This is a genomic window from Arthrobacter sp. TE12232, from assembly GCF_054062615.1.
Genome location: NZ_JBSSFK010000001.1, coordinates 3,829,172 through 3,845,114, shown reverse-complemented (window position 1 = coordinate 3,845,114; position 15,943 = coordinate 3,829,172). Strand labels below are relative to the sequence as shown.

Annotated in this window: 7 protein-coding genes, 1 tRNA gene and 1 pseudogene; 2 read left to right on the top strand and 7 right to left on the bottom strand. The window is 67.7% G+C overall.

From position 1 onward, the window contains the following. Positions 1 to 49: 49 nt before the first annotated feature. The 3 genes from ACVWZ7_RS17205 to ACVWZ7_RS17195 all read right to left on the bottom strand — a co-directional run bounded on the left by ACVWZ7_RS17205 (position 50) and on the right by ACVWZ7_RS17195 (position 4,663). Positions 50 to 123: transfer RNA gene (locus ACVWZ7_RS17205), tRNA-Met, on the bottom strand. A 177-nt stretch (positions 124 to 300) separates the two neighbouring features. Beyond that, positions 301 to 3,300 (bottom strand): UPF0182 family membrane protein, encoded by a 3,000-nt coding sequence (locus tag ACVWZ7_RS17200; protein WP_456508552.1) that lies wholly within the window; start codon positions 3,298 to 3,300, stop codon positions 301 to 303. A gap of 214 nt (positions 3,301 to 3,514) precedes the next feature. Beyond that, complete coding sequence (locus tag ACVWZ7_RS17195; RefSeq protein ID WP_344367249.1) at positions 3,515 to 4,663, bottom strand: YlbL family protein; 1,149 nt, start codon at positions 4,661 to 4,663, stop codon at positions 3,515 to 3,517. A 295-nt stretch (positions 4,664 to 4,958) separates the two neighbouring features. On the opposite strand from ACVWZ7_RS17195, the gene ACVWZ7_RS17190 reads away from it, so the two are divergent. Next, positions 4,959 to 6,455 (top strand): zinc-dependent metalloprotease, encoded by a 1,497-nt coding sequence (locus ACVWZ7_RS17190; protein WP_456508551.1) that lies wholly within the window; start codon positions 4,959 to 4,961, stop codon positions 6,453 to 6,455. Here ACVWZ7_RS17190 and ACVWZ7_RS17185 read toward each other — a convergent pair whose 3' ends face one another. The 3 genes from ACVWZ7_RS17185 to nudC all read right to left on the bottom strand — a co-directional run bounded on the left by ACVWZ7_RS17185 (position 6,456) and on the right by nudC (position 10,436). Continuing rightward, complete coding sequence (locus tag ACVWZ7_RS17185; protein ID WP_344367245.1) at positions 6,456 to 7,076, bottom strand: M48 metallopeptidase family protein; 621 nt, start codon at positions 7,074 to 7,076, stop codon at positions 6,456 to 6,458. Next, a complete protein-coding gene (locus ACVWZ7_RS17180; RefSeq protein ID WP_456509138.1) occupies positions 7,076 to 9,214 on the bottom strand; it encodes an ATP-dependent DNA helicase UvrD2 in 2,139 nt (712 codons plus the stop codon). Before ACVWZ7_RS17180 ends, ACVWZ7_RS17185 begins: the two co-directional genes overlap by 1 nt. A 130-nt stretch (positions 9,215 to 9,344) precedes the next feature. Next, positions 9,345 to 10,436 carry an NAD(+) diphosphatase gene (gene nudC, locus ACVWZ7_RS17175; RefSeq protein WP_456508550.1) on the bottom strand — a complete coding sequence of 364 codons (1,092 nt, stop codon included), beginning with the start codon at positions 10,434 to 10,436 and terminating at the stop codon, positions 9,345 to 9,347. A 210-nt stretch (positions 10,437 to 10,646) separates the two neighbouring features. Between nudC and ACVWZ7_RS17170 the strand changes: the two are divergent. Then, positions 10,647 to 11,837 (top strand): annotated as a pseudogene (locus tag ACVWZ7_RS17170) (macrolide 2'-phosphotransferase); the annotation flags it as partial. A gap of 483 nt (positions 11,838 to 12,320) precedes the next feature. Here ACVWZ7_RS17170 and ACVWZ7_RS17165 read toward each other — a convergent pair. Further along, positions 12,321 to 15,866 (bottom strand): ATP-dependent helicase, encoded by a 3,546-nt coding sequence (locus ACVWZ7_RS17165; protein WP_456509137.1) that lies wholly within the window; start codon positions 15,864 to 15,866, stop codon positions 12,321 to 12,323. Between the last annotated feature and the right edge of the window lie 77 nt (positions 15,867 to 15,943).

Below are 15,943 nucleotides of genomic sequence, written 5' to 3'. Positions count from 1 at the left end.
AACAAAAGGTCCGGAACACTGTTTCCAGTGTTCCGGACCTTTTCTCCAGTTGCGGGGACAGGATTTGAACCTGTGACCTCTGGGTTATGAGCCCAGCGAGCTACCGAACTGCTCCACCCCGCGTCGCACTATCAACTCTACCTGCCGGTGAACTTGAGGCCAAATCGAGGTGACGTGATGTGCATCTCGCCGCCCGTGTGAGCCGCCCTGAAAGCCCACAGGCCGGGACAGCCTCTTAGTGAAAGGCAGTCCCGGCCTGTGTGGCCTTCCGGGCAACGTGCGCCCGGTCCTATTGCAGCGTTAGCCGCCGGCTGTTGCTGACGGGGTGGCCGACGGCGTGGGTGACGCGACGCCTGCCGGTGCCGGTGTCGGCGTCGCTTCCAGCTTCGCTTCGGCTTCGAGCGCCTTCTGCAGGGCCGCCGCGAGCTTCTTCTGCTGGTCACCGTATGTGGCGAAGTCACCCTTGGCGAGGGCGTCCTGGCCCGCCTTGATGGCAGCGTTGGCGTCATCGAGGGCGGCCTTCAGCTCCGCTTTGGCATCCGTGGTTCCGGGAGCCGGCGTGGTGCCTCCCGGGGTGGCCGGGGCTTGTCCCTTGTTCGCCGAGTCCCCTGCCGCCGCCCCGGAGTTTCCGCCGAACAGCTGGTTCAGTGCCTCGTTCAGCGTCGGCGCGAAGCCAATCTTGTCGCCGAACGCCACGAGGACCCGTTGCAGTGTCGGGTAGGAGGTTTCACCCGTAGACCGCAGATAGACGGGCTGGACGTACACCATGCCGCCACCGACCGGCAGGGTCAGGAGGTTGCCGTTGAGCACCGCGGACGCACCCTGGCGGAGCAGGTTGAGGGCCTGCGAAACGGTGGGGTCGGAGTTGAACTTGTTCTGCGCCTGGCCCGGGCCGGGGACCTGGGTTTCCGGCGGGATCTGCAGGAGTCTGAGCTGGCCGTAGCTGGCCGCCTTGACGCCCTTCTGGTTGCCTGCGTCGGAGTCTGCGGCCAGATAGCCGTACAGCACGTTGCGGGCGTTTCCGTTGACCACCTGCGGGATGAACGACGAGGTCAGCTGGAACGCCGGCTTGTCCTGGTCGGGCATCTTCAGTGACATGTAGTACGGCGGCTGCTTGACCTCGTCCTGGACGGTGGGGTCGTTCGGGACGGACCACGCGTCATTGTTGGTGTAGAAGGCGTCCGGGTTGGTCACGTGGTAGCGGCCAAGAAGTTCGCGCTGGACCTTAAACAGGTCCTCCGGGTACCGTACGTGGCTCATGAGCGCACCGGACATCTCGGAATACGGCTTCAGGGCCGTCGGGAACACCTTCTGCCAGGCCTTCAGTACGGGGTCCTGGTCGTCCCACGCGTAGAGCGTGACGGAGCCGTCATAGGCATCCACGGTGGCCTTGACCGAGTTGCGGATGTAGTTCACCGAGCTGTTCGGCAGGGCTACCGTCCGGTTCGCGGCGGTCTGGGAGTCGGCCGTGGCGGCGGACAGCTGCTCCTGCTGGGAGTAGGGGAAGTACGGGCTGGTGGTGTACCCGTCCACGATCCACTTCACCCGGCCGTCGACGACGGCGGGGTAGGCGTTGCCGTCCACCGTCAGGTACGGTGCAACCTTCTCCACGCGGTCCCGCGGGTTGCGGTCGTAGAGGATCTGCGAGTCGGCGTTAACGCCGTCGGAGAGCAGCATGTCGGAGGACTGGAACTTGATCGAATAAAGGATCTTGTTGAAGAAGCTGCCGACGTTCGGGCCGCCGTTGCCGGTGAAGGTGTACTGCGTTTCGCCGTCGCCTTCCTTGGCCGCGGGCCGGTCCTGCTCACGGTGGGGTGCACCCTCCGGCGCGCCGACGATCGAGTAGTCTGGCGAGTTCTCGCCGAAGTAGATGCGGGGCTGGTAGGTCGTGTCGTTGCCGAGCACGCCGGTGGACGGGATGCCCGCCTGCAGGAAGTCCGGCTTGCCGTCCACGGTGAACGTGTTGCCCTTGGCCGCGACGACGCCATAGCCGTGCGTGTAGACCACGTGCCGGTTCAGCCAGGACTGCTGGTTGGTGGCGAGCCCGTCCGGGTTGAGCTCACGGACCGCGATGACCGTGTCCTGGGTCTTGCCGTCGATCTGGTAGCGGTCCACGTTCAGGGCCTTGGGGAACTGGTAGTAGGGCCGGTACTGCTCCAGCTGCGAGAACGCATCAGAGATCAGGTTCGGATCCAGCAGACGGATGTTGGCGGTGGTCTGGGCATCGGGGGCCAGTGCACCGGTGGTGGCGTTGGTGGTGGCGTTGTACCGACTTTCCTGGACCTTGTCCAGGCCGTAGGCGGCACGGGTCATGGCGATGTTCCGCTTGATGTATTCGTTCTCCAGTGTCTGCTCCGAGGGCCGGACCTGGAACTGCTGGATGACCCACGGGTAGACACCGCCGGCAAGGATGGCCGTGATGACCAGCATGGCGGTGCCGATCACCGGAAGACGCCACTTGCCGATCACTGCGGCGACGATGAAGAGCACGGCCACAAGACCTGCGGCCACAGCCAGGATGGACTTGGTCGGAATGACGGCGTTCACGTCCGTGTACAGCGCACCGGCCCAGCGGCCCCCGTTGTTTTGCACGGTGGAATAGCGGTCCAGCCAAAAGTTGACGCCCAGCAGCAGGAGGAAGGCGGCGCCCGTGACGGCCAGGTGGATCTGTGCGGCACGGCTGGTGAATATCCCGCGTTCCATGATCCGGATGCTGCCGTAGAGGTAGTGGGTCAGGATGCCGGCGAGTCCCGCGACCACCGTGACGCTGATGAGGAACCCGGTGACGAAGCCGAGGAAGGGAAGCGTCATGAGGTAGAAGCTGATGTCCAGGTTGAACTGCGGATCGTTCTGGCCGAACGGCTCCTGGTTCAGGAACAGGAGGACTTTTTGCCATTGGCTGGCGGCGGCGCTTCCGGCGAAAAGGCCAAAGAGGATGGGAATACCCACCATCACCACGCGCCGGATGGGTTCGAGCTGGGCCTGGTAGCGGTTCAGGTTGTCCCGGATTTCCGAATCGGGGGCATAGACCGGCCGCGCGTGGTAGGCAATGCGGATGGCGAAGAAGACGGCGGCAAACATGACGGCGAACCCGGTCAGGAAAATCACGATCTTGGACACGTTTTCGGTCAGGAACACTTCGAAGAAGCCCAGTTGCTGGTACCAGAGGACATCCGTCCAGACATTGGCGAAGAAGATGAATCCGACCACGATCAGGGCCACGATGATCAGCGTTGGCGTCAGGGCGCCGCGTCGTGTCTGGGGTCTTCCGGGCGGGACAGTGCTGGCGGGACGGGACAAACTCGGTACCTCATAGCTGGTCGTCTACTGCGGGTTTTTAGTTATTCGTCGCTGCTGTGATTCAGTCCTGCGACAAAGTGCCGTATTGCAGGGTTGATGCATTCTAACGGCCTCCTCCGCCGTTCCGTCAGTGCCCTACAGCAGGGTCCCGGACGGACGGCAGCGGCCGTCATTAGTGCCACGAGTGACGCGGGTGCTTAGTTCCGCGGCCAGTCTAGTTGCTGGTGCACACGGGGAGGCCTGATGTGTCGCCGCCTGAAGCGGCCAGTTCAACTGCTTTGCGTGCGTCCGTGAGGTTCTCCACCTTGACGACTTGAAGGCCGCCGGGAATGTGGCCCACCACGTCCTCGCAGTTGGAGGCCGGCGCCAGGAACAGCGTGGCCCCGCCGGACCGTGCCCCCTGCATTTTCTGGGCGATCCCGCCGATGGGCCCCACGGCGCCGTCGGGGGAAATGGTTCCAGTGCCCGCGATGTGCTTGCCTCCGGTCAGATCCCCGGGCGTGACAGTGTCAATGATGCCGAGGGCGAACATCATGCCGGCGCTGGGGCCGCCGACCTTGTCGAGGGAGATTTTGACGTCAAAGGGGAAGGTGAACTTGTACTGCAGTATGACGCCGAGGATATAGCGGCCTGCACTGTTCTTGGCCGGAGTGATGGTGGCGGGCACTTGGCTGCCGGCGCGGTCCACGATGACCTTGACGGGTTTGCCGTTGCCTGCGGCCAGTTCTGCCTGGACTACGCCAAGGGACGTGATGGGCTTGTCATTGATCGAGACCAGAACGTCGCCCGACTGCAGCAACCCCTTCGAGGCGGAGTCGTCCGGGAGCCCGGCGACCTGCATTTTCTGATCGAACGGGATGTTCAGTTCTTTCAGTGCTGCGGCCACGGCGTTCTCCTGGGAGGTGGTCATCGCCGTGGCGCTCTCCTGCTGGGATTGTTCCTTCGTCACCCCGGTCGGGAACAGCAGTTCCTGGGGGTAGACGGCCTTGGTGCCGTTGAGCCACGCCGAAAACGCCTCGAAGACGCTGACCGGACCGTTGGGGCCGCCGTCGACATAGACCGTGGTGAGATCCAGGTTGCCCTTGGCGGGAAAGGTCTCGTGGCCGGTGACGCTGATGACCGGTTTGCCGTTGTCCTCGCCGATGGTGTTGAACGTGGGCCCGGGAGACTCGACCACGTAGGGCACCGGCAGGCTCACCGCGGTGATGCCCAGCGCCAGGGTCAGCAGCCCCGAGACGAGCATGGCTGACGAGCGGTTGTCGCGCTTCCGCGGGGCGCCGGTGCCCGGAAGGCGGATCCTTCTGCCCCGGACCGGCCCGGCCGCGGGGTCGCTGGCGGGCTGCTCACCTTGGGTGATTGTCATTGAACGACCTCTCCGTGCCGGCGCGGGGGCGGCGGCCCTGACGGGATTCCTGACAGGACAATCCTGTCAGGACAAGCCTGCCAAGGCATCCTGACAGGACGCCTTGAGCCAGCACCGGGGCCACAGCCTAACCCGAGGCTGCCGCGTGCAAATATTCCAACTTCCAAGACTACGCGTTGGGCGGCCCGGAAGGCTCTTTGCCTACAGCGAACGTGGCGCGGTTTCGGCAGACAGCCGCTCTTGCAGGGGGGTACCGTGAAGTTGAGAAACAGCCACACCGACGATCGGCGGGATCATGACCTCCAACCCACTCAATCCGTCCAATGGCGACGAGGAACCCAAGGATCCCCTGGCAGAAATGCTCAAGAACCTGATGGGCGGCCAGGGCATGGGCAACATCGACCCCGCTGAACTGGCGAAGGCCGCAGGCCTCCCGGACGACCCAAACCTCCTGGCCCAAATGTTCTCGCAGGTGCAGGCGATGATGAGCGCTCCGTCGGAGGGGCCCGTCAATTGGCAGCTGGCCCATGAGAACGCCCGTCGCGTGGCCGCCAGCGGATCGGACCCCTCGGTCACGTCCCAGCAGTCGCGCGAGGTCGACGAGGCCCTGCGGCTCGCCGAGCTCTGGCTCGACCAGGTCACGGGGCTTCCGGCCACGGGACTGATCGGCCGGGCCTGGTCCCGTGCCGAATGGGTCGAGGAAACCCTTGGAACGTGGAAGCGGCTGACCGAGCCCGTCGCCAACAGCATTGCCAACGCGCTTTCCGCCGCCATGACCGAGCAGATGCCCGAGGAAATGAAATCCATGATGGGTGGCGCCTCCTCGATGATCCAGAACATGGGCGGGGCGATCTTCGGCATGCAGCTGGGTCAGGCGATCGGTGCCCTCTCGGCCGAGGTGGTCAGCTCGACGGACATCGGTGTGCCCCTGGCCGACCTCGAAATGGCGCTCCTGCCGGCCAACGTGGCGAAATTCGGTGAGGGCCTCAGCCTGCCCGAGAACGACATCCGCCTGTTCCTGGCAGTGCGCGAGGCAGCCCACGCCCGGCTGTTCGTGCAGGTCCCGTGGCTGCGCGGACATCTCCTCAGCGCGATCGAGGCCTACGCCCGCGGGATCCACATCGACACGTCCAAGATCGAGGAACTGGCACGGGATATCGACCCCAGCAACCCGGAAGGCATCCAGGAGGCCCTCTCCCAGGGTGTCTTCATGCCGCAGCGCACGCCCGCCCAGGAACAGGCCCTCGAGAAGCTGGAGACGGCCCTCGCCTTAGTGGAGGGCTGGGTGGACGAACTCACGTGGGGCGCGACCGAAAAGCTGCTGCCCTCCGCCGCCGCACTGCGCGAGACCGTCCGGCGGCGCCGGGCCACCGGGGGCCCCGCGGAGCACGCGTTCTCCTCCCTCGTGGGGCTTGAGCTGCGGCCGCGCCGGCTCCGCGAGGCCGCCACGCTCTGGGCTTTGCTCAAGGCCGAACGCGGGATCGAGGGCCGCGACGCCGTCTGGCAACACCCTGATCTGCTGCCCACAGCGGAGGACCTGGATGATCCGCAGGGCTTCAGCGAACGCCGCAAGCTTGCCGAAGCCAGCGACAGCGAGGTCGATGACGCCCTGCAGAAGCTGCTGAACGGAGGCTTCGACGAGCCCGCTGACACTGGTTCCGCCGCCTCCGACACACCTGCCCCCAGCGCACCGGAGGAGTCCGCCGGTTCCGGTCAGGTACCACCGGCAGCCACTGAGGAAGACCAGAGCGGCGACGGCGGCCCGGACACGGGTGGCAGCCCCAAAGCGTAGCTAGTTGGCCCCGGCCGGGACTTCGGTTCCGTCCGGGGCTTCGTCGTATCCCCCGCCGGGCGCCAGGCCCCGTGACGTCGCAAACGAGACGCCCTCAAGGAATGCCTTGGCGCGCTCCGTCTCGGGGTAGGCCGTGAGCAGCCGCCAGAAGGCGGCGTCGTGGCCGGCCACCAGCAGGTGGGCGAGTTCGTGGAGCAGCACATAGTCGATCACCCACTGGGGCATGGGCTGAAGTTTGGCCGAGAGCCGGATGGTTCCTTCCGACGGGGTGGCCGAACCCCAGCGCGAGTTCTGGTTGGTGACCCAGCGGACGGAGGACGGCACCGCCCTCCCGCCCAGGTACTTAGCGGAAAGTTCGGCGGCGTGGGCGGCAAGATCGGCATCGCTGCGGGGGCGCCGCCGGCCGGCACCGGCCGCGCCGCGGGCTCCTTGGCGCCGGAGCTTTTCGAGCATCCGGTGGACCCATTCCCGCTCCTGGGCCCTGGTGAACGAGGCGGGGATGGCGACCACCGCCGTACCGTCTTCCCAGAAAGCGGCAACAGTCCGGCGGCGGCGGGCGGACCGGCGGACGACCACCGGGGCGCCGTCGGCGGTGGTCAGCGGTGCAGTCGGGCCGGCCATCAGTGCCCCGTATTTTCCGCCAGGACCGTCAGGACGGCCTCGCCATACTTTTCCAGCTTGGACGGGCCCACGCCGGCGAGTTTGGCCAACTGTTCCAGGGATTCGGGGCGGGCCTCGGCGATGGCGGTCAAGGTGGCGTCGGTGAACACGACAAACGCGGGGACGTCGGCTTCCAGGGCCACGTCCTTCCGCCATTGCCTCAGCGCGTCGAACGTCTGTTCCTCGTAGGTGGGCGGGCACTGGTTGCAACGCCCCACCTTGCGTTCCGCGCCGCTGGAGAGCATGCTTCCGCAAACCCGGCACGACGCCGGGACGGCGGCTTTCCGGCGCGGCGCGGCCCCCTTGCCGCGGAGGTGCGAACTGGCCACCGAATCGGGTCGCAGGCCGTCCAGGAAGCGTGAGGGCTTGCGGTTGGCCCGCCCGCCCGGTGTCCGGGCGGTGGACCAGGACAGCGACAGGTGTTCCCGGGCGCGGGTGATGCCCACGTACAAAAGCCTGCGTTCCTCATCCACCGATTCCGGAGTGTCCGCGAAGGAGATCGGCATGAGCCCCTCGCTGAGTCCCACCAGGAACACGGCGTCCCATTCCAGGCCCTTGGCGGCGTGCAGCGACGCCAGGGTGACGCCCTGGACGGTCGGTGCGTGCTGGGCCAGAGACCGTTCCTGGAGCTCGTTGACGAAGTCGGAGAGGCTGAACTGCTCCCCGCGGCTGATGACGAGTTCGTCGGCCAGCGCCACGAGGGCGGCCAGCGATTCCCAGCGTTCCCGCAGGGCGCCGCCGCTGTGGGGCGCCGCGTCGGTGTAGCCAAGGGAGGCCACGATGTCGCGGACCAGCTGCCCGAGCGGCTCGGGAGTGGCGGTTTCGGCAGCGGCCCGGGTGGCGGCCCGGAGCTGCAGGATGGCGTCGCGGACTTCTTTCCGGGCGAAGAACCGTTCACCGCCGCGCAGCTGGTAGCCGATTCCTGCCGCGGCCAGCGCCTGCTCGTAGGCTTCGGACTGTCCGTTGGTGCGGAAGAGGACGGCGACCTGGCTGGCCGGTGTGCCGGCGTCGAGCAGTTCGCGGATCCGGGCGGCGACCGTGGCGGCCTCGGCCTCGTCGTCGGAGCATTCGGTAAACTGCGGAACCGGGCCGGCGGGCCGCTGGGCCACGAGCTGCAGCGGCGTCGCCCATGCGGCGTCGGCCACAGGGCCGCCGCTGCGGCGGCCCGCAAGGAGGTCGTTGGCGAGCTTGACCACCTGCGGAGTGGAGCGGTAGTCCCGGATCAGCTTGACGACGTGAGCCTCGGGATACATGGCCTTGAAACCGAGCAGGTGCTTCGGAGAGGCACCGGTGAAGGAGTAAATGGTCTGGCTGGCGTCGCCCACGACGCAGAGGTCGTCGCGGCCTCCAAGCCACAGCTCCAGGAGCCGCTGCTGCAGCGGCGAGACGTCCTGGTATTCGTCGACGACGAAGTGCCGGTACTGTTCCCGGACGGTCGCCGCCACCTTGGGGTCCTCCTGAAGAATGCCGACGGTGATCAGCAGCACGTCCTCGAAGTCGATGACGTTGCGGTCGGTCTTGACGTCCTCGTAGGACTGGAAAACCCTCGCCACGGCGGTCAGGTCGAAGCCGCCCGGAGTGCCGCGGCCCTGGGCGTTTTCCAGGTAGTTCGCCGGGGTGAGCATGGAGACCTTGGCCCACTCAATTTCGGAGGCGAGGTCGCGGATGGAGGCGCGGTCCGTGCTGAGCCGGAGCCGCCGCGCGGCCTCGGCGATCATCTGCGCCTTGTGGTCCAGCAGGTTGGGCAGCGTTCCGCCGACTGCCTGAGGCCAGAAAAACTGCAACTGGCGCAGCGCCGCGGCGTGGAAGGTGCGGGCCTGGACGTTTCCGACGCCCAGGTCACGGAGCCGGCTGCGCATCTCGGCGGCCGCCCGGGCGGTAAAGGTCACGGCCAGGAGCCGCTGCGGGCTGTACACGCCCGAGTGCACGCCGTAGGCGATCCGGTGCGTGATGGCGCGGGTCTTGCCCGTCCCGGCGCCGGCCAGCACGCACATAGGTCCCTGCAGGGTGCTGGCGACTTCGCGCTGTTCGGCGTCGAGGCCACCGAGGATCCGTTCCTCGAGCGAGCGCGTGTCCGCTGCGGGCAGGGCGTCGGACATGGATCCGCCGGATACAGTGCCGCCGGATCCGGTGGTCTCGCCGCCGAGGAGGGTGCTGAAGTTCAATTTCTCTGTGGTCACTTTTGCTGCTCAGTCGGTAGTTGGTGTCCTGCGGATGAGGGCAGGCCTATCAGGCGCTGTCTGCGGCGTCCTGGATGACGCCGCCGTACCAGTGTTCAATGAGGGACCGGGCGATGGAGAGCCTGCTGGAAATAACGATCTCGCCGCTGAGGACGGCTTCCTGCAGTTCGGTGCGGCTGAACCAGCGCGCCCGGGTGACCTCGACGCCGTCGGGCCGGGCTTCGGTGTCCGACGTCGTGGCCGTGAAGCCGAGCATCAGGGAGGCGGGGAATGGCCAGGACTGCGACCCGAGGTATTGGGAGGCGGTGACGCGGACCCCGACTTCCTCGCCGATCTCGCGCCGCACGGCCTGTTCGAGCGACTCCCCCGGTTCGACAAAGCCGGCGAGGGTGGAATAGTTCTTGGCGTCGAGGGGACCGCCGCCGCCAAGCAGGAGCCTCCCGTCGGACCCCACCACGGTCACGATGATCGCCGGATCCGTCCGAGGATAGTGCTCGGAGTTGTCGGCCGGACAGCGGCGGACCCAGCCGCCGGCTTCCGCCTGCGTGGGCGTGCCGCACCGCGGGCAATGAGTGTGGGTGGCATGCCAGTTGGCGATGGCGCTGGCTTCGATGAACAGTGCCGTGTCCGTGGGGTTCAAGCGTGCGGCGACCTCGCGGAAGCCGGCCCACTGAGCATCGGCGGGGATTCCGCTAATGTGGGTTTCGAATTCCTCGGCCCGCACTTCGAACTGGGCCGGCAGTACAAACAGGACCAGCTCCGTGCCAGCTTCAAGGTCCGAACCTGCCAAGGCCGAGCCGAGGTAGATGACGTGCTCCGGGGCATACGGGGTATTGGCCAGATGTTCGGCGAGTTCGGCCGCATTGAGCAGGACGAGGCTGTGGTCGCTGACCAGGGCCTGGCGGCCGGAGAGCACCATGGCCCGCGCCGACCCCGTGCCGAGCACCTCTGCGAGCATTCCGGGTTTCAGCCGGGCCGCGGACCCGCGGTCGATCAGGGCCGGGCGCACCGGAAGGACCGTATCCATCAGGTGGTTTGCCGGCAGAAGCTGCACCGGGGGTGCCGCACCTTCGGGTGCCGCGGGTTCAGTGGGCGTATTCCCGGACTTCGGGGACGGGGTTGGTGACTCCGCAAGACTCATGTACCCACCGTACTGACTCGGGCCGACAATTGACATTTGCCGCCCACGCGACGGGGCACTCCCGGGGGACGCCCGGGATATGCCGTTTGCCCCGGTGCTGGCCCTGTTTTGGCCCTGTTTTGGCCCTGTTTTATCCCTGTTTTTGCACCGATCTCAAGACTCGCCGGAGGGCATCGCTGTCTTGGGCGCCGCTCAATCTACCGTGGGAGGGTGAGAAGGAAACCAATCGAACTGGCAGCTGTAGCGACTGCGGCGGTACCCGGCCTGACCCCGACCGCCGTCAGCTCCGCGCCCGACGATCCGGCAGACTTTGACGCGGCCCTCCTGCTGGACTCGGAGGGCAAGCGTTGGCGCGTCCGTTCCCCCCGGCACGCCGAGGCCAGCGCCCGGCTGGAAACGGAATTCCTGGTGCTGCGGGCCTTCGCCCCCGGTATCCGGGCCGAGCTGCCGTTCCTCATGCCCACGGTGGCGGGGACAGTCCGGCAGGGCCAGCTCAGCACGTTCGTGTACTCCCACCTCGCCGGCGCCACCCGCTCCCTTGACGACCTCAGCAGCGGCTCCCCCGCCCTCGCCCGGGAAATCGGGGCGGCACTGGCTGCAATCCATGACCTTCCGCGGTCGATCGTGAGCAATGCCGATCTGCCGAGCTACACGCCCAACGAATTCCGCCAGCGGCGCCTCAACGAACTCGATCAGGCGGCCACTACGGGAAAGATCCCCCCGCTGCTGCTGCGGCGCTGGGAACACGCCATGGAAGACGTCTCCCTCTGGCGCTTCAATCCCTGCGTTGTTCACGGGGACCTCCACGAGGACAATCTGCTGGTGGACGGCGACCGCGTGACCGCCGTTACGGGCTGGACCGACCTGCGCATCGGCGACCCGGCTGACGATATGGCCTGGCTGGTCGCCTCGAACGAACAGGACTTTGTGAACGCCGTCCTGGATCACTACACCTCCAGCCGGCGCGACGTACCCGATGCCCACCTGCTGCGGCGTTCGGCATTGTCCGCCGAATTCGCTTTGGCCCAGTACCTCGTCAAGGGCATGGCGGCCGGCAACCAGGACATGATCGACGAAGCAGAGTCCATGCTCGCCGCGCTGGCCGACGACGTCGCAGAATACGGTGGCCAGCCCATCAGTGTGGAACCGCTGCCGCGGCCGGTCGAGGCACCCGAAACGGGCGCGGAACGAGGCGGCGTCAGTGCCGGTGCGCCCACGACGGCGTCAGCGGCTCCTGCCGCGCCTGCCGCGCCGGGCGCAGGAACGGCGCCTGCCGTCAGCAAGGTCACGCTGCTTCCTTTGGAGCCAGCACCCGCCCCGGATGCCTCTCCCGCTCCCAGTGCTTCGGCGCCTGGTCCGGGGACCGGTGCCAAGCCCGCCGTGCACGTCACGCCCATCCCCCGCGATGCGGACGCCGCTCCCCCGGGCCCGGCCGTGCAGCCTCTCACCAACGCAGGAACAGACTCCCGGCCCGATGCCGACACCCCGGACGTTTCCAGCACCCCGGACGCGCCCGGGCCTGGCGCCGGCGGACAGGCCGCCGGCGAGGGCACGACGGCCACCAGTGCCGCACCGAACGACGCAAGCCCCCGTGACAACACCGCCGCAGCTGTCCCGCAGGCTGATGTGGCGACAGCTGATACCCGGGACGACGCCGGCGCGGCCGGGGACGACGGCGCGGCCGGGTACGACGGCGCACAGGCGGCAGCCCCCGCTACCGGAGACACGTCGACGCAATCAATCGCCGTCGTGCAGCCGAGCTCGGGCAAGGAACCGGACTCAGTGAAGGAGCCGGAGTCCGGCGACAACACGTCAACCGCCGCCATCACCGTAGTGGACGTAACGGCCCGCTAGGACCGCGCCGGAACCAGTGGCGGATCCCGGCTAGGAATCCTTCGCCGTCGCCACCGTTGTCTTGCCCAGCGCCGCGGCCACGATTTCCTCAAGCTTCTCCGCTGATCCGAGGTCATGCGGACGGACCACCTGGTTGTCGGCCACGTAGTAGAACGCCGCCCGAACGTCCTCGAGCGGGACCCCTTTGAGCCGGGCCCAGGCCAGGCGGTACACGGCGAGCTGGACAGCCTTCACCTTCAGCTGGGCTGCAGACGGGCGACGCCCGGTCTTCCAGTCCACGAGGTCCCAGCCGCCGTCAGCATCGCGGAACACGGCGTCGATCCGGCCCCGGACCACGACGTCGCCAATCCGAGTCTCGACCGGGACCTCGACATGGGCCGGGGCGCGGTGTGCCCATTCGGACTGGCGGAAGGTTTCCACCATGGAATCCAGGCCGTAGGCCTCGTCGATGTGGTCATCAGCCCCGGCCGCCTCGCCCAGGTCCAGCATGCCGGCTGCGCCGAAGTATTCCTCCACCCATGCGTGGAAGGCCGTGCCTTTTCGGGCTGACATCCCCGGTTCGCGCGGAACCGGCCGCCGCAGTCGGGCCACAACCGAGTCCGCATCATCGTCCAGGTCCACGAGGGTGGACGCCGAGATATGGCCGGGAAGATGCACATCCTGGACCACCGAACGCCGGGACCGTCGTTCGAGCAAAGTGGCCGCCTCCTTGGCCCACCCGGCCGCCGGTCCGCGCAGGGCAGGGCGCCGTTCCTCGTCACCACCGGAACGTTCCCGGACCGGATCCGGGACGTTTTCCGGGCCGCCGTCAGGGCCGCCGTCAGGGCCGTCATGGGGGTCGAAGGCAGGGCCGGCCCCGGGGGCGTCGAGCATCGCCTGCAGGACCCGCGCCGCGGCTGATTCCATGGCCGCACGGCGTCCCCTGACAAGCCTCAGCCGTTTGCCCGTCCGGGGGTCAGCCGGCCCTTCGAGGGGGTCGTACGGCCACGCGGCGACTTCAAGTTCGGAGGTCAGGGGGCTTTCCGCCGGCAGCGCGTCCTCGCTGACGGACAACGGATGAATTTCGGCGGCGCCTTCCGCCGTGAGGCCCTCGAGCTCGGCAAGGAAGGGTGACATTTCAGCCAGTCCGGCGCGCGATCCCACCCATGCGGCACTTGAAATCCAGAGCACATGTTTGGCCCGGGTGTAGGCCACGTAAGCCAGGCGCCGTTCCTCGGCTTCGCCGTGCACCTGGACGGCGGACTTGAACTCTTTCTCGGCGTCAAGCCAGCCTTTCTGGTCCGGCTGATCCAGGTCCCATTGGGGGAGGTCGGCGCGGTCACCGCGCAGCGGCCACGGCAACGCCGCGCTTCCGCTGCTCCACCGCGAGTCCCTGCTGCTGGGAAACGCCCCGGAGTTGAGCCCGGGAACGAACACGACATCCCATTCCAGGCCCTTGGAGGCGTGCACCGTCAGGAGCTGGACGGCTTCGTGGTTCACCTCGGGCGCTGCGGCATCGAGACCGTTTTCCTCTGCAGCCGCGGCTTCCAGCCAGGCAAGGAAAGCCAGGACGTCCACCCGCTGGGAGGTGTGCAGGAACCCGGCGGCGGCGTCCTGGAAGGCGTCCAGATTACGGCGGGCCTGGTGGATGCTGATCCCGGGCCGCGCCGCGACTTCGATGTCCAGGAGCATGGCCCGTTCGACCTCGCCGAGCAAGGTGGTGAGGTCGTCCCCCATGTAGCTGCGCAATTGCCGGAGCTCGTCGGAGAGCCGCTGCAGGCGGTCGCGGGCCTCGGGGCTCAGCCTGCGGCCATGCGCCGAGGTCCAGCCTTCGCGGGGCAGCCAGTCCAGAGCTTCGACCAGGCTGGCGGAGTCCGTGATGTCGCCTTCAATCACGGCGTCGTCGTCAGTATCCTCGGCGGCATGCCCCGCGTCGTCGGTATCGGGGCTGCCGGGGCGGCCCCGGCGGCGGGCCAGGAAACTGGACCAGTCCCGCAGTGCCATCAGGTCCGCCGGGCCGATCCGCCACCGCGCACCGGCCAGCAGGCGCATGAGGGAGTCCGAGCGGCCGGGGTCGGCCAGGACGCGGAGCGTGGCGACAAGATCGATGATTTCGGGGGTGTCCAGCAGCCCGCCGAGCCCGACAATTTCGTAGGGTATGCCGCGAAGTTCGAACTCGCGCCGGATACATTCCATCTGTGCCCGCCGCCGGCAGAGGACGGCCATGGCCGGAGGCACCGGATCGGCCTGCGCGGCATCGAAGTCCGTCACCCGGAACTTCAGGACGTCCCCCGCGATGGCCGCCGCCTCGGCCTCGTCCGTGGCGAACCGTCCCATGACGACCCTGCCCTGGACTGCGGCCGGGCTGGGCTGCAGGGGCGGGACCTCGACGGCGTCGGGGGTGTCCCGGGTCCCGGCAGGCCCGAGGCTGGCCGCGGCCTTGCTCAGCGGCGCCGAAATGAGGTTGGCCGTGGCGAGGATGTTGCGCCCGTTGCGCCACGCGGTGGTCAGGTACGACGTCGGCGCCACGGCAAAGCGCGGGGCCGCGCCGGCCGCGCCCCTGCCCTGGTCTCCGCCGGAGCCTGCGCTGCCGGCATCTTCACCGCTGACACGGATCGGGAATTCGCGGACGAAGTGGAAAAGCTGTCCCGCAGATGCTCCCCGGAAGCCGTAGATGGACTGGTTCGGGTCCCCCACCGCGGTCACGGCATGCCCGTCGCCGAAGAGCCGGGAAAAGAGGACCAGCTGGGCATGCGACGTGTCCTGGAATTCATCAAGCAGCACCACCTTGTAGCGCTGGCGCTCTGTTTGGGCGGCGACCGGAATCTCGCGGGCCACCCGTGCCGCCAGGGCCACGAGATCGCCAAAGTCCAGTGCACCGCGGGCCCGCTTCGCCTCGGAATAGCGGCCCACCATATCCGCGACGCTGGCCCGCGTGCGCAGCATCGCGCTGAGGTCGCCGGCGGCCTGGGTGGGGTTCTTCTTGGCGTCGGCGACGTAGGGAAGCGACTCGAACGCGGCGATCCGTTCCTGCAGCCAGCCCCGGACCCCGGCCGGGTCCTGCAGGTGCTCCGCGCACTCCCCCGCCAGTTGGATCACGGCCTTGACGAGGGTCGATTTGGCGGACCGGAAGTGTTCGTAGTCGCCGTCGAAGGCTTCCACCACCTCGCTGGCGAGCTGAAACGACTGCGCGCCGCCGAGCAGCACGACGTCGCGTTCGACCCCGAGCCGGAGGCCATAGTCGGAGACAATGCCGCTCGCGTACGAGTGGTACGTGGAGACCTTCGGTTCGAGCGCATCTGCGCTCAGCAGCCCGGCAGGAAAAACGGCATTCCCCGTGTCGGCCGCCGCGATGCGCTGCAGCGCGGCCAGCTTGGCCCGGATCCGGGAGGCGAGCTCACCGGCGGCCTTGCGGGTGAAAGTCACGCCGAGGACTTCCTCCGGCCTGACCCAGCCGTTGGCCACGAGCCACACCACCCGGTCCGCCATGGTGGCGGTCTTCCCGGAGCCCGCCCCGGCAATGACGAGCCGCGGCGTGAGGGGCGAGGAAATGATCAGGGACTGTTCGGCCGTGGGGCTGTTCTTCTCCCCCAGCATTGCAGACAGTTCCTCCGGGCTGAACCGAGGGTCGGGAAGGGGCCCGGTATCGCGGGCCGCGTCCGGTGCCGCATGTG